The organism is Demequina rhizosphaerae (assembly GCF_000971255.1).
GTDB classification, from domain to species: domain Bacteria; phylum Actinomycetota; class Actinomycetes; order Actinomycetales; family Demequinaceae; genus Demequina; species Demequina rhizosphaerae.
Genome location: NZ_BBMC01000007.1, coordinates 25,606 through 44,018 on the forward strand (window position 1 = coordinate 25,606; position 18,413 = coordinate 44,018).

Here is an 18,413-nt window from a genome sequence, read left to right on the forward strand (position 1 = left end):
CGGAACGCCGGCGCTGCGGATGTCGGGACGCCCGGACCCCGGGTCGTCGAGCGAAGGGAGGGGGCAGTGGCCGATCGTGGGCTGTCGGAGCGCGGCGCCGGCACACGCGCGCTCATCCTCGACACCGCGCTCGCGGCCTTCGCGGAGTCCGGCTACCGCGGCACGTCGGTGCGCGACATCGCCACGCGGTGCGGCCTCACGCATCCGGCGCTGCTCTACCACTTCCCCACGAAGGCCGACCTGCTCATGGCGGTCCTCGACCGCCGCGACGACGCCGAGGGGCGGGCGGCCGGCTTCGACGAGCTGCGCGGGCGCGCGCTGCTCGACGAGCTCGTCGGCACCGCGCGGCGCAACGCCGACCGCCGGGGCGTCGTCGAGCTCTACGCGACCCTCTCCGCCGAGGCGACGGAGGCCGGCCATCCCGCCCACGCGTACTTCGTCGAGCGCTACGCGCGCCTCCGCGGCTCGGTCGAGCGCGCCTACACGGAGCTCGCGCGCGCCGGGGAGCTGCGTCCCGGGATCGTGCCGGAGACGGCCGCGCGCCAGCTCGTGGCGCTCATGGACGGGCTCCAGGTCCAGTGGCTGCTCGACCCCTCGATCGACATGGCGGACGCCCTCGCCGCGCACGTCGCGGCGCAGATCGCTTGACCCGTCACCGAATCGGGACCTCGGTCCCTGCCAGGGGCGATGCCGCGCTCCTAGGTTCGACGTAGGCGCTATCCCCGGTGCCACGGGCTCACGAGGCCCGGCTACAAAGGAGTAGAGCAATGGCAGTCAACTCAGAGGTCGCGGGCAGCGCGACCGCAACCGGCAGCAAGTTCGGCTTCGCGATGCTGAGCGTCACGCGCATCGCGCTCGGCTTCGTGTTCCTGTGGGCCTTCCTGGACAAGCTCCTGGGGCTCGGATTCTCGACGTGCCGCACCGTGGCGGAGGACGGCACCTTCACCATCGACGCGCTGTGCGACAAGGCGTGGGTCAACGGCGGCCACGTGACCGAGGGCTACCTCGTGTACGGCGGCAACGTGAACAGCCCGTTCCACGACTTCTTCGTGAACCTCGGCGCCGACCGCTGGACGGACTGGCCGTTCATGCTCGGCCTGCTGGGCGTGGGCGCCGCGCTCATGCTGGGCATCGGCACCAAGATCGCCGCCTGGGCGGGCAGCCTCATGCTGCTCTTCATGTACATGACGCAGATGCTCCCCAGCACCAACCCGATCCTGGACGACCACATCGTCTACATCCTCGCGATCTTCGGCATCGTGTGGGTCGAGCTGGCCCGTCAGCCGATCGGCCTCGGGAAGTGGTGGCGGTCGCTCGAGATCGTCAAGAAGAACGCCTGGCTGGTCTAGCCGCCCGGCAGTTCTCACGGGGCCCCGCGCACGCGCGGGGCCCCGTTTCCGTATGTCCGGAACGTGTCGTTTTCGTTCGCTTCCAGCGACGATGCGCGCGCGGGAGTAGCGTGGAGGTGCGGACGAGGGCGTCCGCGGGGCCCACCGGTCCCGTCATCGCACCGCATCGCATCCCCGGGAGGCAACGATGAGCACCACCGAACCGACCACCACCAGCCAGTCGACGCGCAGCGGCTTCGGCTGGGTCATGCTGAGCGTGACGCGCATCGCGCTCGGCTTCTACTTCCTCTGGGCCTTCCTGGACAAGTTCCTGGGCCTCGGGTACTCGACCTGTCGCACCACCGCCGAGGACGGCAGCTTCACCATCGACAGCATGTGTGACAGCGCCTGGATCAACGGCGGCGCGATCACCGAGGGCTACCTGGTCTACGGCGGCAACGTGAACAGCCCGTTCCACGACTTCTTCGTGGACCTCGGCGGTCAGCGCTGGACCGACTGGCCGTTCATGCTCGGCCTGCTCGGCGTGGGGCTGGCGCTCATGCTGGGCATCGGCACCAAGATCGGCGCGTGGGCCGCGGCCCTCATGCTGATCATGATGTACATGACGCAGATGTGGCCGGCGACCAACCCCGTCCTCGACGAGCACATCATCTACGCCCTGGCCGTCCTGGGCATCGTGTACGTCGAGCTCGAGCACCAGTCCATCGGCCTCGGACGATGGTGGCGACGCGCCGTCGGTGAGAACAGCTGGCTCGTCTGAGCCGACGCGCATACGAGGGGCGGGGCCGCGGGGCCTCGCCCCTCTCGCGTGCCGCCACTTAGGCGTCCGCGGCGCGGGCGCGGCCGTCGGTGCCGGGGCGGGTGACAGCAGCTCCCGCGGCCCCCGCCGTGGCCTCCCGCGCGAGCCGGCGCTCCTCGCGGAGCTCGCGCGCGACCACCATCGTCACCTGCGGGATGAGGTCGCGGCTGCGCTTGAGCGCCCAGGGCACGCCGTTGACCGCGAGCCACGCCGCCACCGCGATGCGGCTCGGTGGAGCGGGCGGTTCGGGGACGACCTCCCGCTGGGGCCATGCCGGTGCGAGCAGCGCGACCGCGGCGCCGGCGAGCGCCCGGTGCCCCTGAGGCGAGGGATGGATGCGGTCGATGTGCCACGCGCGCCGCCCGAGCGAGGCGAGCAGCGTCGCGCCGTCGATGACCGCGACGTCGGAGCGGGCGACGGCGCGGGCGATCGCGGCGTTGGCCAGGCCGATGCGCCGCGCCATCGCGTCCGCGACGCGGCCGGGGGCCAGGTCGAACAGCCCGATGCGGTCGAGCGACACCGTGACGAGCGTGCGGCCGGGCCGCGCGAGCGTGTCGATCGCGTCGCCGAGGGCCCGCTCGACCTCCGCGGGCGAGAAGTCGCCGCGCAGCACGTCGTTCCCGCCGACGGTGAGCAGGACGATGTCGGGGTGCATCGCGCTCGCCGCGGCGACCTGCTGCGCGAGCATGTCGCGCGCCCGCACCCCGTTCGCGGCGAGGTTCTCGAAGGACGATGCGCCGAGCGCCCGGGCGGCGTGCGCGGCCCAGCCGACGTCGCCGCGCGAGTGCTGGACCCCGTCGCCCACGCCGAGCGTGATCGAGTCGCCGAGCGCCACCACCCGCGGGCCGGTCATCGCACGCCCGCCAGCGACCGGGCGTGGACCGCCCGCATCCGGGCGACCGAGGACGCCCACGGGAACATCACCGCTCTCGCGCGCGCCTCGACGCGTCTCGCGCGTCCGTCGCGGGCGAGCATCGTCTCGATCGCGTCCGCGAAGGCCTCGGGCGTGCCCTCCGCGGCGATGCCCGCCGTGCCGACGACCTCGGGCAGCGCGGACGCGGAGTTGACGACCGCGGGCGTGCCGGAGGCGAGCGCCTCGAGCGCCGCGAGCCCGAAGGTCTCGATCGGCCCGGGCGCGACCACGGCGTCCGCGCTCGCGAGCAGCGAAGCGAACTCGGCCCGGTCGGACACGAAGCCGACGAGCTCGACCGGCAGCCCCGCCCCGGCGCGGCGCAGCGGCCGCGCGAGGGGACCCGAGCCCGCCACGACCAGGCGCACGGAACGCCCGCGCCGGGCGAGCACCCGCACCGCGTCGATCGCGAGGTCGGGGCGCTTCTCGCGCGACAGGCGCGAGGCGAGCACGAGCAGCGGCACGTCGTCGGGCGCGTGCCGGCGACGCGTGGCCGCGCTCGCGAAGCGGGGGTGGAAGCGGTCGAGGTCGACGCCGAGCGGCACGGTCTCGACGTGCGCGCCCACCGCGGCCAGCTCGGCGCCCGCGTAGGCGGTGGTGGCGACGATGGTCTCGAAGCGCGCGGCGATCCGCTCGGCGTGGGCGCGGGCGAGGCGCTCGACCGTGCCCGGCGCGGCGCCGCGCAGCGCCGACGCGAGGACGCCGTCGACGCGCTCGTGGGCGACGAAGGCCGCGACGATGCCGCGCTCGCGCGCCCACGGGCCCAGGCTCGCGAGCGTGGTGCGGTCGGAGACCTCGAGGACGTCGGGCCGGAAGCGCTCGAGGGCGTCGGTGACGGCGGCGAGGCGGGTGATGGCGCGGTAGCCGCCGGTGCCCGGGAGGAGCGGGCTGTGGAGCGTGAGGACGTGGCCGTGTGGGGCGTCGTGCTCGCGGTCCTCGTCGCCGGGGACGATGAGCAGCACGTCGTCGCCGCCGTCGACGTAGCCGCGTCCGAGCGCGTGGAGCGCGGTCCGCAGCCCGCCCGAGCGGGGACCGTAGAAGTTGGCGACCTGCGCGATCCTCATGACGTCACCGCCCTCTCCGTGATGGCGCGTTCGTAGTGCGCCGTGAGCGCCCCGCACACGCGCGGCCACGTGCGTCCCTCGACCGAGACGCGCGCGTGCGCGCCCTGGAGCAGCCGCATGTCCGCGTTCTCGACGAGCGCGGCCACCGCGGACTCCATGTGGTCGAGGCGCCCGGGGGCGTAGAGGAAGCCGTTGGAGCCGTGGTCGATGAGGTCGATGGGTCCGCCGCGGCGCGGGGCGACCACCGGGACGCCCGACGCGAGGGCCTCCTGGATCGACTGGCCGAACGTCTCGAGCTCGCCCGGGTGGACCATGACGTCGAGGCTCGCGACCGCGCGGGCCAGCTCTCCGCCGCCGAGGAAGCCGGCGAACTCCGCGTCGGGCAGGACGCGGCGCAGACGCGGACCCTCGGGGCCCTCGCCGATGACGACGAGCCGCACGCCGGGGATCGCGGCGAGCCGCTCGAGATCGCCCACGCGCTTCTCGGGCGCGAGGCGTCCGACGTACCCGACCACCACCTCGCCGCGCGGCGCCCACCCGGTCCGCAGCGCATCGTCCCGATGCGCGGGGTTGAAGCGCACGGTGTCGACGCCGCGCGGCCACAGCCGCAGCCGGTCGACGCCGAGGTCCTCGAGCTGCTGCATCGCGGCCGTCGACGGCGCGAGCGTGAGATCGGCGGCACGGTGGATGTTGCGCACCCGCGCCCACAGCAGCGGCTCGCCCCACGGCGCCCGGTACGAGGCCGCATACGACGGCACGTCCGTCTGGTAGATCGCGACGGTCGGCAGGCCCAGGTCGGCGGCGGCGCGGACGGCCGCCCAGCCGAGCATGAACGGCGACGCGAGGTGGACCACGTCGGGCCGGACCTCGTCGAGGATGCGGGCGACGCCGCGCACCGTCGACAGCGCGACGCGCACGTCCTTGTAGCCGGGCCAGCCGACGGCCGGCACGTGGATGATGGGAGCGCCCGCGACGGACTCCGGTGCGCCCGGAGCCTCGGGGGCGATGACGACCGCCTCGTCGCCGCGGGCGGCGAGGTGGTCGAGGACTCGCAGCAGCGAGTGGGTGACGCCGTTCGTGTGCGGCAGGAACGACTCTGCGACCAGCGCGACCTTCACGACTGCCAGTCTTGGAGCCGCGGGAGAACCGGTGGTTGCCTGGGGCTTGATGTCGCGTGACCATCGGGTGACCATCCGGTGAAGCCTGCGCACGGGGGCGCGCGTGCCGCGTGGGAAACTGGCCGCATGCCCCGCATCGTCCCCCGGATCCTGGCCGTCCTCGCGGCCCTCGCCGGCGCGCTCGTGGCGGTCGGCGCCCCCGCGTCGGCGCACACCGCGCTCGTGTCGTCGACGCCCGCCGAGGGGGAGACCGTGACGGAGCTCGCCGAGGTGTCGCTCGAGTTCACCGAGCAGCTGCTCGACATCGGCAACGAGCTCGCGATCGAGGCGCCGGACGGCACCCGCACCGCGCTCGAGGTGCAGGAGCCGGTGACCGAGACGATCACGGCGGCGGTGCCGGACGATGCGCTGGGCGCCGGGGAGAACATCCTGCGCTACCGCGTGGTCGCCGGGGACGGGCACCCGATCGAGGGCGACGTGACCTTCACGTACGCCCCGCCGGGCGAGCCGTCGCCGGCCGCCTCCGCCTCGCCGAGCGCCTCCGCATCGGCCTCCGCGTCCCCGTCCGCGTCGGCGGTGGCGCTGCCCACGACGAACCCGACGCCGCACGTCACGGTCTACGAGGAGGTCGGCCCCAACCCGGCGGTGTACGTCATCATCGGCGCGGTGGCCGCCGGGGCGCTCGCCCTGACCATCGCCCTGCGGGGCCGCGGCGACGATGGCGGGCCGTCGGGCGGACCCACGAGCTAGCGCACCCGCGCCTCTCGCTACCGTTTCCCTGGAGACACGGCGCGGCTCGAGCGGGCGCCCGGGGGAGGAACCGATGACCGAGGCGGAGCTGACGCCCACCGCGCAGGACTATGTGAAGGTCGTGTGGAGCGCGACGGAGTGGTCCGACGCGCCCGTGACCACCAAGCGCCTGGCCGAGCGGCTCGGTGTGTCCGCGCCCACCGTGTCGGAGAACGTGCGCAAGCTCGTGGCCGCCGGCCTGATCGACCACCGCCCGTACGGCGCCATCACGCTCACGCCGGAGGGGGAGAGGCGCGCGCTCGAGATGGTGCGCCGCCACCGCCTCATCGAGACGTTCCTCGTGACGCAGCTCGGCTACGGCTGGGACGAGGTGCACGACGAGGCCGAGGTCCTCGAGCACGCGTGCTCGTCCCGGATGATCGACGCGATCGACACCGCGCTCGGCCACCCCACCCGGGACCCCCACGGCGACCCGATCCCGAGCGCGAGCGGCCGCATCGTCATGGTCGACGGGACCAACCTCGCCGAGGCCTATCCCGGCGCATGGACCGTCGCGCGGCTGTCCGACGCCGATCCCGGCGTGCTGCGCGACCTCGCGACCCTAGGATTGACCGTGGACGCCTCGATACGGGTGCTGGGCCCCGACGGCTCCGGCGGGATCCGCGTGGAGACCGCGGAGGCGGCCGACATCGTCGTCCCGCCCGCCACCGCGACCGCGGTGTGGCTCGTCACGCAAGGCACCTGATGACCGCTCTGCCCCCGGCCTCCGAGGCCGGTACCCCGCGCTGGCTCCTGCCGCGCACCGCGCACGCCGCGCACCCCGCCCTCGTCCTCGCGGGCTTCGTGGTGGCCGGATTCGCGATCAGCCTGTCCCAGGGCGGCGCGTCCGGCGTCATCCAGGACCAGGTGCGCGACCTGGACACCACGGTCGACATGATCGGCTGGACGATCGTCGCGTACGCGCTCGGCGTGGTCGTCGGCGCCCCGCTCATCATGGTGGGGCTCGCGTCGTGGAACCGCCGGCGGCTGCTGCTCACGATGTCGGCGGTGTTCGTCGTGACGTCGGGGCTCACCGCGCTCGCGCCCACGGTCGAGACCCTGTTCCTCGCCCGGCTCCTCGCGGGGCTGCCCCACGGGGCGCTGCTGGGCTCCGCCGCGTACGTGGGCGTGCTCGCGCTGGGCGTCGAGAAGCGCGGCAAGGTCATCGCGACCATCATGTATGGGCTCACGGCCGCCGTCGTCGTCGGCGTGCCCGCGATGCAGTGGATCTCGGTCCAGACCGGGTGGCGACTCGCGTTCTGGCTGGTGGCGGCCGTGGGGCTTGCCGGCTTCGCGCTCATGTGGGCCTTCGTCCCGTCGGTGCCCGGCACGCACGGCGCGGGGTTCCGCACCGAGCTCGCGGCGCTGCGCGGGCGCGTGCTGTGGACCGCGATCCTCACGGTGACGGTCGGCTTCGCGGGGCTCGGCGCGGTGCAGTCGTACATGGTGCCGCTCCTCGAGGACACCAACGGATTCGCGCCTCGGACGGTCACGGTGGTGCTCGCGCTGTTCGGCCTGGGCATGACGGGCGGCGCCTACGTCGGCGGGAAGCTCACGGACCGCTCGGTGCTGCTCACCTCGCGCGTGGGGCTCATCGGCGTCTCGGCGACGCTGCTGCTGCTCGGCCTCGTGGGGAGCAGCGGCTGGCCGGTCGTCGTGGCGCTCGTGCTGCTCGGGGTGTTCATCCAGACGTTCTCGCAGGGCGCGCAGGCCCACCTCATGGACGCGACGCACACGTCGCCGTCGCTCGGCGCCGCGATCTCGCACTCCGCGCTCAACGCCGCGACCGTGGTCGGCACGGGGCTCGGCGCGATCGTCATCGGCGCGGGCCTCGGCTACGTCGCGCCGGCGTGGGTCGCGCTCGTGCTGGCGCTGGTCGCGGTGGTGCTCGTGTTCGTCGGGCCGGGCTACCGCCGGTGACCGGTCCCGGCTGTCCGGTGCGGCGACTACCCTTGACGCCATGAATCTTCGCCTCGGCACCCGTGGATCCGCGCTCGCGACGGCACAGTCGGGTCAGTTCGCCGACGCGGTGGTCGCCGCGGCCTCGACCGGCGGCTCCGAGGCGGCGGTCGAGCTGGTCAAGGTGACGACCAAGGGCGACATCGACCGCGGCTCGCTCGTGGGCCTGTCGCAGACCGGCGTCTTCGTCACCGCGCTGCGCGAGGCGCTGCTCGCGGGGGAGTGCGACTTCATCGTCCACTCGCTCAAGGACGTCCCCACCCAGCCCTATCCGGGCCTCGAGGTGGTCGCGATCCCCGAGCGCGAGGACCCGCGCGACGTGCTCTGCACCGACGGCCGCACGCTGGCGGAGCTGCCCGAGGGCGCGGCCATCGGCACCGGCTCGCCGCGCCGCGCCGCGCAGCTGCTCGCGATGCGCCCCGACCTCGACGTGCAGCCGCTGCGCGGCAACGTCGACACCCGGCTGTCGCGCATCGGCGACGGGCTCGACGGCGTCGTCCTCGCCACCGCGGGGCTCAACCGCCTGGGCCGCGGCGCCGACGCGACCGAGCCGATCTCCGTCGAGGACATGGTGCCCGCGCCTGGCCAGGGCGCGCTCGCGATCGAGATCCGCGAGGACGCCCCCGAGGACCTGCGCGCGCTGCTCGCGACGCTCGACCATGCGCCCACCCGCGCCGCCGTCACCGCCGAGCGCGAGGCGTTGCGCGTCCTCGACGCCGGGTGCGCCGCGCCCGTCGCCGCGCACGCGGTGGTGACCGGCGACCGCCTCACGCTCCACACCCGGGTGATCGGCAACGACGGCACCCTCGCGCTCAACGAGCGCAACACCGGCGTGCTCGCCGAGGCCGCAGCGATCGGCCGCTCGAGCGGCTTCTCGCTCCTGGGCCGGGGCGCCGAGCGCCTCATGGGCCGCGCGTGAGCCTCGCCGGGCGCCGGCTGCTCGTGCCGGTCACGGCCGAGCGCACCGCCTTCGCCGACGAGCTGGCCGCCGAGGGCGCTCTCGTCACCCCGGTCGCGTTCATCGCCATCGCCGGTCCCGAGGACTCCTCCGCGCTCGAGGCCGCCACGCTCGCGTGGCTCGACGGCGCCTACGCCTGGCTCGCGGTGACGAGCCGCAACGCGGTCCTTGCGATGGACCGGGTCGCACGCGCGCACGGCCGCAACCTCGGCGAGCCGCAGCCCGCGTCCCGGGTCGCCACGGTCGGGGAGGCCACGCGGGGCGTGTGCGCCGACGTCGGTGTCGCCGTCGACCTCGTGCCCACCGCGCGGCACGACGCCCGCGGCATCGTCGCGGACTTCCCTGACGGTCCGGGCGACGGGTCCGGCCGCGTCCTCGTGCCGCTCGGCAACCTCGCGTCGCCCGTGCTCGTGCGCGGGCTCGAGCGCAAGGGCTGGAGCGTCGACGCGGTCGAGGCCTACCGCACGGTCGACGGCCCGGGCCCGGACGATGCGACTGTCGCCGCCGTCGCCGACGGCGGCCTCGACGCGGTGCTGCTCACCTCGGGCTCCGTCGCCGAGCGCTTCGCCGCCGCGTGCCCGACCGTCGCCCCCGGCACCCGCATCGTCGCCATCGGGCGCACCACCGAGGCCGGGGCGCGCGCCGCCGGGCTGCGCGTGGACGCCGTCGCGCAGACGCCGTCGTACGGTGGGATCCGGGCCGCGCTCGACGCGGCGCTCGACGCCCCTGCCGCTCCGGGCACGGACGCACCGGGGACCACCGCCGCACCAGCGACCACCGCCGAGGGAGACCACGCATGACCTCGTACCGCCCGCGCCGCCTGCGCACTACGCCCGCGATGCGCCGCCTCGTCCGCGAGGTGCGTCCGCACCCCGCCGAGCTGGTGCTGCCGGTCTTCATCCACGAGGACCTCGCGGAGGAGCGCCCCATCACGTCGCTGCCGGGTGTCTCGCAGCACCCGCTCGACGCGGTGCCGGGCCTGGTCCAGGACGCCATCGCGGCCGGGATCGGCGGCCTCATGCTCTTCGCGATCCCGTCCGTGCGCGACGCGCGGGGCTCGGGCGCGGTCGATCCGGACGGGATCCTCAACCGCGCGATCGGGCTCGCGGCCGAGGCCGCCGGCGATCGCCTCGTGATCATGGCGGACCTGTGCCTCGACGAGTTCACCGACCACGGCCACTGTGGCGTGCTCGACGGCGCGGGCCGGGTCGACAACGACGCGACCAACGAGATCTACGCCGCGATGGCTCTCGCCCAGGCCCGCGCCGGCGCCCACGTGCTGGGCCTCAGCGGCATGATGGACCACCAGGTTGCCGTCGTGCGCGAGGCCCTCGAGGCCGAGGGCTTCACCGACACGGCGCTGCTCGCGTACGCCGCCAAGTACGCCTCGGCTTTCTACGGGCCCTTCCGCGAGGCCGTCGACAGCCAGCTCCAGGGCGACCGCCGCACCTACCAGCTCGACCCGGCCAACGGCCGCGAGGGCCTCCACGAGGCCGAGCTCGACGAGCTCGAGGGCGCTGACATGGTCATGGTGAAGCCCGCGCTGCCGTACCTGGACGTCGTCGCCGAGGTCGCCGCGCAGTCGCGCGTGCCGGTCGCGGCCTATCACGTGTCGGGCGAGTACGCCCAGATCGAGGCGGCCGCCGCGAACGGCTGGCTGGACCGCCGCGCCTCGCACCTCGAGGCCCTCACGTCGATGCGCCGTGCCGGCGCCGACATCGTCGTCACCTACGCGGCGCTCGACCTCGCCGCCTGGCTCAAGGAGAACTGAATGACCTCGTACTCGGAGCGCGCCCGCGCGATCCTGCCCGGCGGCGTGAACTCGCCCGTGCGCGCGTGGAACGGGGTCGGGGGAGAGCCGGTGCCGATCGCCTCGGCGAGCGGATCGCGCATCGTCGACGCGGACGGCCGCGAGATGATCGACCTCGTCGCGTCCTGGGGCCCCGCGATCCTGGGCCACGCGCGACCCGAGGTCGTCGCCGCCGTGCAGGCCGCCGCCACGCGCGGCCTGTCCTTCGGCGCGACCACCGAGGCCGAGGTCGAGCTCGCGGAGATGATCCGCGACCGCTACGCGCCCGCCGAGCGGGTGCGCCTCGTGTCGACCGGCACCGAGGCCACCATGACCGCGATCCGCCTCGCGCGCGCCGCGACCGGCCGGACGGTCATCGTGAAGTTCGCCGGCTGCTACCACGGCCACTCGGACGCGCTGCTGGTCGCCGCGGGCTCGGGCCTCGCGACCGCGGGCGTCCCCGACTCCGCGGGCGTGACCCCCGGCGCCGCGCAGGACACCCTGGTGCTGCCGTACGGCGACGAGGCCGCGCTCACCGACGCCTTCGCCGAGCACGGCGCCGAGATCGCCGGCGTCATCGTCGAGGCGGCGCCCGCCAACATGGGCGTCATCCATCCGCCCGCCGGCTTCAACCGCCTCATCTCGACGCTGTGCCGCAACGAGGGTGCGGTGATGATCCTCGACGAGGTGCTCACCGGCTTCCGCGCCGGGCCCTCGGGCTACTGGGGCATCGAGCGCGACCACGACCTCGCCGCGGGCCTCGACCCGTGGACCCCGGATCTGGTGACCTTCGGCAAGGTCATCGGCGGCGGCCTGCCGGTCGCCGCGCTGGGCGGCCGCCGCGACCTCATGGAGCAGCTCGCGCCGCTCGGCCCCGTCTACCAGGCGGGCACGCTGTCGGGGAACCCCGTCGCCGTGGCGGCCGGCCTCGCGACGATGCGCCTGCTCACCGAGGACGTGCACGCGCGCGTCGCCGCCACCGCATCGTCCCTCGTGGACGGCGTCTCGGGCGCGCTGACGGAGCGCGGCGTCACGCACGCCGTCGGACGGGCGGGCACGCTGTTCTCGATCTTCCTGGGCCTGGACGAGGCGCCGGTCACCTTCGACGAGGTGTCCCGGCAGGACACGGCGGCCTTCGCGCGGCTGTTCCACGCGGTGCGCCGCGAGGGCGTCGCGCTGCCGCCGAGCGCGTACGAGGCCTGGTTCGTGTCCGCGGCGCACACCGTGACGGACGTCGAGCACATCGTCGCGACGGTCGCGCACTGGGCGGACGCGGAGGTCGCCGCGCGCGTCTGATCCGGACCCGTCACCCCAGATACCGGGTGGGGTACGCGACTTGGCGGGACCCCGTCGGACCGCCACAATGGCGCGATGACGACCGACCGGGCAGGTGACGCGTGACGGCTCTCTTCGGGCTCGACCTCCGGGGCCGGCGCGTGCTCGTCGCGGGCGGCGGCACCACGGCGACCCGCCGCATCCGCCGCTTCCTCGCGGAGGGCGCGGACATCGCCGTCGTCGCGCCCGAGGCGACCGACGACCTGCGTCGCCACGCGCAGCACGGCGACCTCGTGTGGCACGCGCGCGGCATCGCGCCCGAGGACCTCGACGACGCGTGGTTCGTGCTCGCCGCGACCGACGACCGCGAGCTCAACGACCGCATCGCGGCCTGGGCCGCGGACCGTCGCGTCTTCTGCATCGACTGCTCCGATGCGCGCCAGGGGACCGCGAGGCAGGCGGCGGTCTCGCGCCACGGCGACCTCGTCGTGGGCGTCGTGTCGACCGACAGCCCCGACCCGCGGCGCATCCGCGCGGTCCGCGACGCCGTCGCCGCGCACATCGACGCCGGCGAGGTGGACCTCCGCCGCCGGCGCCAGGGCACCGGGCGGGTCATCCTCGTGGGCGCCGGGCCCGGCGACCCCGGCCTCATCACGGTAAGGGGCCGCCAGGCGCTGTCCGAGGCCGACGTCGTCGTGACCGACCGGCTGGGCACGGCGGAGCTCCTCGTCACCGTCGGCTACGGCGTCGAGGTGGTCAACGTCGGCAAGTCGCCGGACACCCACCCGGTCCCGCAGGCCGAGATCAACCGCATCGTGGTCGCGCACGCCCTCGAAGGGCGCACCGTCGTGCGCCTCAAGGGCGGCGACCCGTTCGTGCTCGGCCGCGGCGGCGAGGAGGTGCACGCGTGCCTCGAGGCGGGCGTGCCCGTCGAGGTCGTGCCCGGCGTGACCTCGGCGCTGTCGGTCCCGGCCCGCGTGGGCATCCCCGTGACGCAGCGTGGGCTCTCCACGGCGGTGCTCGTCACGAGCGGCCACGCCGGAGCGGATCCGACCGCGGTCGCGGCCATGACGCACGGCACGACCGTGGTCGTCCTCATGGGCGTCGCGGCGCTGCCGGACATCGCGCGCGCGGGTCTCGACGGGGGCGCCTCGCCGGACACTCCGGTCGCGATCGTCGAGAGCGGCACCACCGCCGACGAGCGTGTGACGCACGGCACCCTCGCTGACATCACTGTTATCGCCGCAGAAACAGGGGTGAAACCTCCCGCCGTTATCGTCGTCGGAGACGTCGCACGGCCGGACCTCTTGGCCTCCGCGCTTGCCGCGACGCCCAGTTAGCAGGGGTGACGAGGAGGTCCAGGTGGCATCGGCGGGACGGTCGTTCGCAGGGGGCGCGGCATGACGATCCTTATCGGGTGCGCGCACGGCACGCGCGACGAGCAGGGGCAGGAGACGATCCATCGGCTCGTCGAGGACATCCGCACCGCGTTGCCGGGCAAGGAGGTGCGCGAGGCCTACGTCGACGTGCACGGACCCTTCGTCGCGGACGTGGTGGCCGAGGTGGCGGCCGAGGAGAGCTGCTCGGCGGTCGTGGTCCCGCTGCTGCTCGCGGGCGGCTATCACGTCTACCACGACATCGGCGAGGCGGTGAAGGATCGCGCGGACGTGGTCGCGGCGCCGGCGCTCGGACCCGACCCGCGCCTCATCGACATCGTCATGGACCGCATCCGCGAGGCCCACATCCCCGACACCGCCACGCTCATCCTCGCCGCCGCGGGCTCGTCCGACCCGCGCAGCCAGGCGGACACCGAGGCGGCCGCCGAGATGCTGCGCGCTCGCTGGAGCGGGCCCGTCCGCATCGGCTACGCCGCGGGGATCCACCCCACGGTGGACGATGCGGTGGCCGACGCCCGCGCCAACGGCGAGGACTTCGAGGTGGCCGTCGCATCGTTCCTCCTGGCACCCGGCTTCTTCCAGAAGCGGCTGACCGAGTCGGGGGCCGACCACGTGACCGAGCCGCTGGCGCCGCATCCCAGGCTCGTGGAGATCGTGCTCGACAGGTACCGTGACGCGGGTGGAAGCTGACGCGTTCGTCCGGCATCGGGCGCTCCCTGGTCTCGGTGCGGCCGGCCAGGACGCCCTCGGCGACGCGCGCGTCGCGATCGTCGGGGTAGGAGGGCTGGGCTGTCCCGCGGCCCTCTACCTCGCCGCCGCCGGCGTGGGCGGGCTCACGCTGGTCGATGCGGACCACGTGTCCGTGACCAACCTCCACCGCCAGGTGCTCTTCGGCCCGGCGGACGTGGGCCGCGCCAAGGTGGGGGCCGCGCGCGAGGCGCTCGCGCGGGTCGCGCCCGGGACGCGGGTGGCCGCGGTCGAGGCGCGCTTGGGCGCCGCCGACGCGTCCGCGATGCTCGACGGCCACGACCTCGTGCTCGACTGCACGGACACCTGGCCGTCCCGTCACGCCGTCGCCGACGCGTGCGCGGCGCTCGGGATCCCGCTCGTGTGGGGCGCGGTCCAGGGCTGGTTCGGCCAGGTCACGGTGTTCTCCGACGGCATCACGCTGCGCGACCTCTTCCCGGAGGAGCCCCCGCCCGAGCTCGCCTCGTGCGAGGGCGCCGGCGTGCTCGGCCCGCTGTGCGGGCAGGTGGGCGCGGCGATGGCGGCGCAGGCGGTCGTGCTGCTCACCGGCGTCGGGCCGGGGCTGCGCGGCACCCTGCAGGTGGTGGACGCGCGCGAGGGCGGCTGGCGCAGCGTCCCCGTGGGTCGGGGCGCGCGTGCGTAGCGCGGCCGAGCACCTCGCGCAGGTGCTCGCCCTGGTGGCGCCGCCCGAGCCGCGCGTCGTGGCGCTCGCGGAGGCGCTCGGCGAGGTCGCGGCGATGGACGTGCGCGCGACCGTCGCGCTGCCGCCGTTCGACAACTCCTCGATGGACGGCTACGCCGTCCGCGCGGCGGACGTCGCCGTCGCGACCGAGTCCGCGCCGGTCGGGCTCGCCGTGGCGGGGGAGTCGGCCGCGGGTCACCCGTGGTCGGGCACGGTGGGTCCGGGTCAGGCGGCTCGGATCATGACGGGTGCGCCGATGCCTGCCGGCGCCGACACGGTCGTCCCTCAGGAGCGCGTGGCGGCGACGGCGGGCACCGTGCTCGTGGACGCGCCGGCGCCGGCGGGGCAGTTCGTCCGTCGCCAGGGCGAGGACGCGCGGCCCGGCGACCTCGTGGTCCGGGCCGGCACGATGCTCGGGCCGCGGCACCTGGCCGCCGCCGCATCGTCCGGCGTGGACCGGCTCATGGTGACGCGGGCGCCGCGCGTCGCGTACCTGGTCACGGGCGACGAGCTCGTGGCGCCCGGCGGAAGCCTGGCGCCGGGTCAGATCTTCGACTCCAACGCCGCGTACCTCGGCGCGGCGCTGCGCGCGCTCGGCGCGGACCCGGTGGACCTCGGCAGCGTGGGCGACCGTCCGGAGGACGTGGTGGCGGCGGTGGTGCGCGCGGTGGAGGCCGGCGCGGACCTGGTCGTCACGACGGGCGGCGCGAGCGTCGGGGCCCACGACCCGGTCAAGGCGGGGCTCGCACCCGCAGGCGTGACCTTCCTCGACGTCGCGATCCAGCCGGGCAAGCCCCAGGGGCTGGGTCGCGTGGGCGGCATCCCCGTCGTGTGCCTGCCCGGCAACCCGGTCGCGGTCGCGGTGTGCGTCGAGGTCTTCGTCGGCCCGGCGGTGCGGTCGATGCGCGGCGTCCCCGAGCCCGCGTGGGAGCCGCGACGCGCGCGCGAGGCATGGCACTGCCCCCCGGGTCGCGAGCAGGTGATGCCCGTGGTGATCGCGGCGGACGGGGTGCGGCCCGCCACGGCAGGCGGCTCCGGCTCCCACCTTGCGGCCAGCCTCGCGGCCGCGGACGGGCTCGCGCGGGTGCGGGCGGAGGCGGACGAGGTCGCGGTCGGCGATATCGTCGCCGTCAGGAGGTTCACGGCATGAGCGACTTCACCCACCTCGACGCGCGCGGCCAGGTCCGCATGGTCGACGTGACGCACAAGCAGCCGACGGTCCGGAAGGCCGCGGCCGAGGGCTTCGTCGCGTGCGCGCCCCACGTGGTCGCCGCCCTGCGCGACGGCACCGTGCCCAAGGGGGACGCGCTCGCGCTCGCGCGGATCGCGGGCATCGCGGCCGCCAAGCGCACGCCCGAGCTCCTGCCGCTCGCCCACGTCATCGGGGTGCACGGGGCGGTCGTCGAGGTCGAGGTCGAGGACGACGGCGTGCGGATCACCGCCGAGGTGTCGACCGCCGACCGCACCGGGGTCGAGATGGAGGCCCTCACCGCCGTCTCGGTGGCGGCGCTCAACGTCGTCGACATGGTCAAGGCCCTCGACAAGGGAACCTCGATCCGGGACGTCCGTCTGGTCGCCAAGGAGGGCGGGAAGTCGGGGTCGTGGAGGCGCGAGGCGTGAGCGGCGCCGCGGGTGCGAGCGCGGGCGACGGCTCGGGCGCGGGCGTGAGCGCGGGCGACGGCGTCGCCGGGGCCGCTGGTGCGAGCGCGGGCGCCGGCGTGAGCGCGGGCGACGGCGTCGGCACGATGCGGGTGCGCCTCTTCGCCGCCGCGGCCGAGGCCGTGGGGGCCCAGGAGCTCGAGCTCGCGTCTCCGCCGACGGCGGGCGCGCTGCGGGAGGCGCTGGGTGCGTTGGGGGACGAGGCCCCCGTCGTGATCGCGCGATGCGCGCTGCTGCGGGCGGGGGAGCGGCTCGAGGACGGTGTGGCGCTCGCGCCCGGGGACCTGGTGGACGTGCTGCCGCCCTTCGCGGGGGGCTGACCCCTCCTCCTGACCTGCGTGCAGGCGTGCCGGTGCGGCGCCTCCGGGGGTCCGGGTGGGCGCCGTGGGGGCGGGGTCATCTTGGCGGGCCGGAGGCGCCGGTGAGGTCGATGTGGAGGGCGGCCTTGCCGCCTTGGCGGGGTCGCCGCTGAGGGTCGACCGATGCGGGCGGGATGAACCACACCTCGGTCGCGGTGGCGCGCACCTGCCAGCCGTCGTCGTGGATCCTGTGGTGGCATCTGGTGCAAAGAAGCACTCCGTTGGACAGGTCCGTGGGGCCGGAGTCCACCTTCCACCAGGCGATGTGGTGCGCGTCGCACCACGCCACGGGGGCGTGGCAGAACGCGCAGCCGCCGTCGCGTTCGGCCAACGCGTGACGTTGGGCGGGGGTGAAGAAGCGGCGGGCGTAGCCCACGTCGAGCACCTGGGAGCCGCCACCGAGGACGATGGGCAGCACCTTCATGTCGACCGCCAGGCGTCGCGTCTGACCGGCCGACAGCGGCGTGCCGATGGCGTCGCAGGAACCCAACCCCACCCCGGTACGCAGTGCGTCGAGGTCGATCCGGATCACCACCTCCGTGGACACACCGGAGCCGGGCTGGTCGCAGCGCATCCCGTGGCGGGCGAGGTCCACGAGCGCGTCGACGCGGATCCGTCCGGCCTCACCCGCCGGGGCCGCTCCCAGGCCCTCCTCGCGTCGCTGACGGAAGGCGGCCTTGACCTGGGCGTCGACCCACGTCTTGATCGGTGCTGCCGACGCCGGGTCCAACAGCCCCGAGATCCGCACCATCCCGTCGGCGTTCTCGGTCAGCGCCAGGTAGCGTTCGCCGCGCTGGCGCTTCTCGCGCTCCTGCCACCGGTTGTGGTCCCACCGGGCCCGCAGCGCCAGGCACGCCTTGCGCAGATCCGCCAGCGACAGCTTCAGCGCCTTGGCCACCAGCGCCCGCTCGACCTCCTCACCGGCACCGTCCATGGCCTCGAGGGTGTCGATCAGCAGCGCCGCCTGCGCCGCCGACAGGTCGCCCGCCTTGACCGCGGCCGCCACATGCGGGAACCGGGGCGCCTGACCGCCCGCGCCGCCCGCGCCCGCGCCCGCGCCCGCGCCCGCGCCACCCTGCCCACCGGAACCGGCCCCGTCGCCCGCATCGTCCCCGCCGCCACCGTCACCGTCACCGCCGCCGCCGAAGAGCCCGCCGGTGGCGATCGCATCGTGCGCCTGACCGGCCGACCCGCCACGCTGCTTGGCGACCATCCCGGTCGCGTTCCGATGCCCCCGCCGGCGCGCCATCCCGCCACCGGGCTTGTCCTTCGAGCGCCGCTGGACCTCCGCGGCGAGCATCACGCCCGGCACGTCCGCGAGGCGTGCCAGCCTGCCCGCGACCTCCAACGCGGTCGCGAGCTCGTCCTCCGACAGGGTGCGCAGGTCACGCTGCTCGAAGGGCTTGAGCGGCACCAAGCCCTTCGCAACGTCCAGCACCGAGAACTCCATGCGACAAGTCCACCACCAGGGTCAGACAACGCCCTCGCAGCATCATCCCTGCTATGTGGACAAATGAGCGCCCCCACAAGACCGGGGACATCACCCCACCCCAAGGGCC

The 18,413-nt window shown here is 74.9% G+C and carries 20 protein-coding genes; 16 read left to right on the plus strand and 4 right to left on the minus strand.

The annotated features are described in order from the left end of the window. The first annotated feature begins 66 nt into the window (after positions 1 to 66). The 3 genes from AOM07_RS10370 (at position 67) to AOM07_RS10380 (ending at position 2,109) form a co-directional block, all read left to right on the plus strand. Positions 67 to 648, plus strand: a complete 582-nt coding sequence (locus AOM07_RS10370; protein WP_062313523.1) for a TetR family transcriptional regulator — start codon at positions 67 to 69, stop codon at positions 646 to 648. Between the two features lie 119 nt (positions 649 to 767). Beyond that, a complete protein-coding gene (locus tag AOM07_RS10375; protein ID WP_062313525.1) occupies positions 768 to 1,349 on the plus strand; it encodes a hypothetical protein in 582 nt (193 codons plus the stop codon). A 187-nt stretch (positions 1,350 to 1,536) separates the two neighbouring features. Beyond that, positions 1,537 to 2,109 carry a hypothetical protein gene (locus AOM07_RS10380; protein ID WP_062313527.1) on the plus strand — a complete coding sequence of 191 codons (573 nt, stop codon included), beginning with the start codon at positions 1,537 to 1,539 and terminating at the stop codon, positions 2,107 to 2,109. A 58-nt stretch (positions 2,110 to 2,167) separates the two neighbouring features. On the opposite strand, the gene AOM07_RS10385 is transcribed toward AOM07_RS10380, so the two are convergent. The 3 genes from AOM07_RS10385 to AOM07_RS10395 are packed head-to-tail and all read right to left on the minus strand — an operon-like array spanning position 2,168 to position 5,240. Beyond that, a complete protein-coding gene (locus AOM07_RS10385) occupies positions 2,168 to 3,001 on the minus strand; it encodes a GDSL-type esterase/lipase family protein (RefSeq protein ID WP_062313529.1) in 834 nt (277 codons plus the stop codon). Continuing rightward, complete coding sequence (locus tag AOM07_RS10390) at positions 2,998 to 4,122, minus strand: glycosyltransferase (RefSeq protein WP_062313531.1); 1,125 nt, start codon at positions 4,120 to 4,122, stop codon at positions 2,998 to 3,000. Before AOM07_RS10390 ends, AOM07_RS10385 begins: the two co-directional genes overlap by 4 nt. Continuing rightward, complete coding sequence (locus AOM07_RS10395) at positions 4,119 to 5,240, minus strand: glycosyltransferase family 4 protein (RefSeq protein ID WP_062313534.1); 1,122 nt, start codon at positions 5,238 to 5,240, stop codon at positions 4,119 to 4,121. Before AOM07_RS10395 ends, AOM07_RS10390 begins: the two co-directional genes overlap by 4 nt. Before the next feature lie 126 nt (positions 5,241 to 5,366). Here AOM07_RS10395 and AOM07_RS10400 point away from each other — a divergent pair, with 126 nt between their 5' ends. The 13 genes from AOM07_RS10400 to AOM07_RS15115 all read left to right on the plus strand — a co-directional run bounded on the left by AOM07_RS10400 (position 5,367) and on the right by AOM07_RS15115 (position 16,815). After that, a complete protein-coding gene (locus AOM07_RS10400) occupies positions 5,367 to 5,990 on the plus strand; it encodes a copper resistance CopC family protein (RefSeq protein WP_062313536.1) in 624 nt (207 codons plus the stop codon). A gap of 73 nt (positions 5,991 to 6,063) precedes the next feature. After that, positions 6,064 to 6,735 carry a metal-dependent transcriptional regulator gene (locus AOM07_RS10405; protein WP_062313538.1) on the plus strand — a complete coding sequence of 224 codons (672 nt, stop codon included), beginning with the start codon at positions 6,064 to 6,066 and terminating at the stop codon, positions 6,733 to 6,735. Next, positions 6,735 to 7,949 (plus strand): MFS transporter, encoded by a 1,215-nt coding sequence (locus AOM07_RS10410; protein ID WP_062313540.1) that lies wholly within the window; start codon positions 6,735 to 6,737, stop codon positions 7,947 to 7,949. The genes AOM07_RS10405 and AOM07_RS10410 overlap by 1 nt, the downstream gene beginning before the upstream one ends. Before the next feature lie 40 nt (positions 7,950 to 7,989). Next, entirely contained in the window at positions 7,990 to 8,907 is a 918-nt protein-coding gene (gene hemC, locus AOM07_RS10415) for a hydroxymethylbilane synthase (RefSeq protein ID WP_062313542.1), read from the plus strand. After that, positions 8,904 to 9,746, plus strand: coding sequence for a uroporphyrinogen-III synthase (locus AOM07_RS10420; protein WP_062313544.1), 843 nt, complete (start codon positions 8,904 to 8,906; stop codon positions 9,744 to 9,746). Before hemC ends, AOM07_RS10420 begins: the two co-directional genes overlap by 4 nt. Then, positions 9,743 to 10,717: a porphobilinogen synthase gene (hemB, locus tag AOM07_RS10425; protein WP_062313546.1), complete on the plus strand. Its 975-nt coding sequence runs from the start codon at positions 9,743 to 9,745 to the stop codon at positions 10,715 to 10,717. The genes AOM07_RS10420 and hemB overlap by 4 nt, the downstream gene beginning before the upstream one ends. Further along, entirely contained in the window at positions 10,718 to 12,031 is a 1,314-nt protein-coding gene (hemL, locus tag AOM07_RS10430; protein WP_062313549.1) for a glutamate-1-semialdehyde 2,1-aminomutase, read from the plus strand. It abuts the gene before it with no gap. A gap of 101 nt (positions 12,032 to 12,132) precedes the next feature. Then, positions 12,133 to 13,350: a uroporphyrinogen-III C-methyltransferase gene (gene cobA / locus AOM07_RS10435; protein WP_062313551.1), complete on the plus strand. Its 1,218-nt coding sequence runs from the start codon at positions 12,133 to 12,135 to the stop codon at positions 13,348 to 13,350. A 60-nt stretch (positions 13,351 to 13,410) separates the two neighbouring features. Then, entirely contained in the window at positions 13,411 to 14,097 is a 687-nt protein-coding gene (locus AOM07_RS10440; RefSeq protein ID WP_062313553.1) for a sirohydrochlorin chelatase, read from the plus strand. Beyond that, on the plus strand, positions 14,087 to 14,797 hold the full coding sequence (locus AOM07_RS10445) for a HesA/MoeB/ThiF family protein (RefSeq protein ID WP_062313555.1): 711 nt from the start codon (positions 14,087 to 14,089) through the stop codon (positions 14,795 to 14,797). The genes AOM07_RS10440 and AOM07_RS10445 overlap by 11 nt, the downstream gene beginning before the upstream one ends. Then, positions 14,790 to 15,986, plus strand: coding sequence for a molybdopterin molybdotransferase MoeA (locus tag AOM07_RS10450; protein ID WP_062313557.1), 1,197 nt, complete (start codon positions 14,790 to 14,792; stop codon positions 15,984 to 15,986). The genes AOM07_RS10445 and AOM07_RS10450 overlap by 8 nt, the downstream gene beginning before the upstream one ends. Further along, a complete protein-coding gene (gene moaC / locus AOM07_RS10455) occupies positions 15,983 to 16,456 on the plus strand; it encodes a cyclic pyranopterin monophosphate synthase MoaC (protein WP_062313559.1) in 474 nt (157 codons plus the stop codon). The genes AOM07_RS10450 and moaC overlap by 4 nt, the downstream gene beginning before the upstream one ends. Further along, on the plus strand, positions 16,453 to 16,815 hold the full coding sequence (locus tag AOM07_RS15115) for a MoaD/ThiS family protein (RefSeq protein WP_228374436.1): 363 nt from the start codon (positions 16,453 to 16,455) through the stop codon (positions 16,813 to 16,815). Before moaC ends, AOM07_RS15115 begins: the two co-directional genes overlap by 4 nt. A gap of 76 nt (positions 16,816 to 16,891) precedes the next feature. On the opposite strand, the gene AOM07_RS10465 is transcribed toward AOM07_RS15115, so the two are convergent. Continuing rightward, positions 16,892 to 18,304 (minus strand): HNH endonuclease signature motif containing protein, encoded by a 1,413-nt coding sequence (locus AOM07_RS10465; RefSeq protein WP_062313561.1) that lies wholly within the window; start codon positions 18,302 to 18,304, stop codon positions 16,892 to 16,894. Positions 18,305 to 18,413 lie beyond the last annotated feature (109 nt).

What these genes read in the sequence shown, in the direction of transcription:
- AOM07_RS10465 (WP_062313561.1), bottom strand. Translation starts at nt 18,304, where the DNA reads ATGGAGTTCTCGGTGCTGGACGTTGCGAAGGGCTTGGTGCCGCTCAAG.
- hemB (WP_062313546.1), top strand. Translation starts at nt 9,743, where the DNA reads ATGACCTCGTACCGCCCGCGCCGCCTGCGCACTACGCCCGCGATGCGC.
- moaC (WP_062313559.1), top strand. Translation starts at nt 15,983, where the DNA reads ATGAGCGACTTCACCCACCTCGACGCGCGCGGCCAGGTCCGCATGGTC.
- hemC (WP_062313542.1), top strand. Translation starts at nt 7,990, where the DNA reads ATGAATCTTCGCCTCGGCACCCGTGGATCCGCGCTCGCGACGGCACAG.
- AOM07_RS10410 (WP_062313540.1), top strand. Translation starts at nt 6,735, where the DNA reads ATGACCGCTCTGCCCCCGGCCTCCGAGGCCGGTACCCCGCGCTGGCTC.
- AOM07_RS10380 (WP_062313527.1), top strand. Translation starts at nt 1,537, where the DNA reads ATGAGCACCACCGAACCGACCACCACCAGCCAGTCGACGCGCAGCGGC.
- AOM07_RS10375 (WP_062313525.1), top strand. Translation starts at nt 768, where the DNA reads ATGGCAGTCAACTCAGAGGTCGCGGGCAGCGCGACCGCAACCGGCAGC.
- AOM07_RS10390 (WP_062313531.1), bottom strand. Translation starts at nt 4,122, where the DNA reads ATGAGGATCGCGCAGGTCGCCAACTTCTACGGTCCCCGCTCGGGCGGG.
- AOM07_RS10385 (WP_062313529.1), bottom strand. Translation starts at nt 3,001, where the DNA reads ATGACCGGCCCGCGGGTGGTGGCGCTCGGCGACTCGATCACGCTCGGC.
- hemL (WP_062313549.1), top strand. Translation starts at nt 10,718, where the DNA reads ATGACCTCGTACTCGGAGCGCGCCCGCGCGATCCTGCCCGGCGGCGTG.
- AOM07_RS10405 (WP_062313538.1), top strand. Translation starts at nt 6,064, where the DNA reads ATGACCGAGGCGGAGCTGACGCCCACCGCGCAGGACTATGTGAAGGTC.
- AOM07_RS10440 (WP_062313553.1), top strand. Translation starts at nt 13,411, where the DNA reads ATGACGATCCTTATCGGGTGCGCGCACGGCACGCGCGACGAGCAGGGG.
- AOM07_RS10400 (WP_062313536.1), top strand. Translation starts at nt 5,367, where the DNA reads ATGCCCCGCATCGTCCCCCGGATCCTGGCCGTCCTCGCGGCCCTCGCC.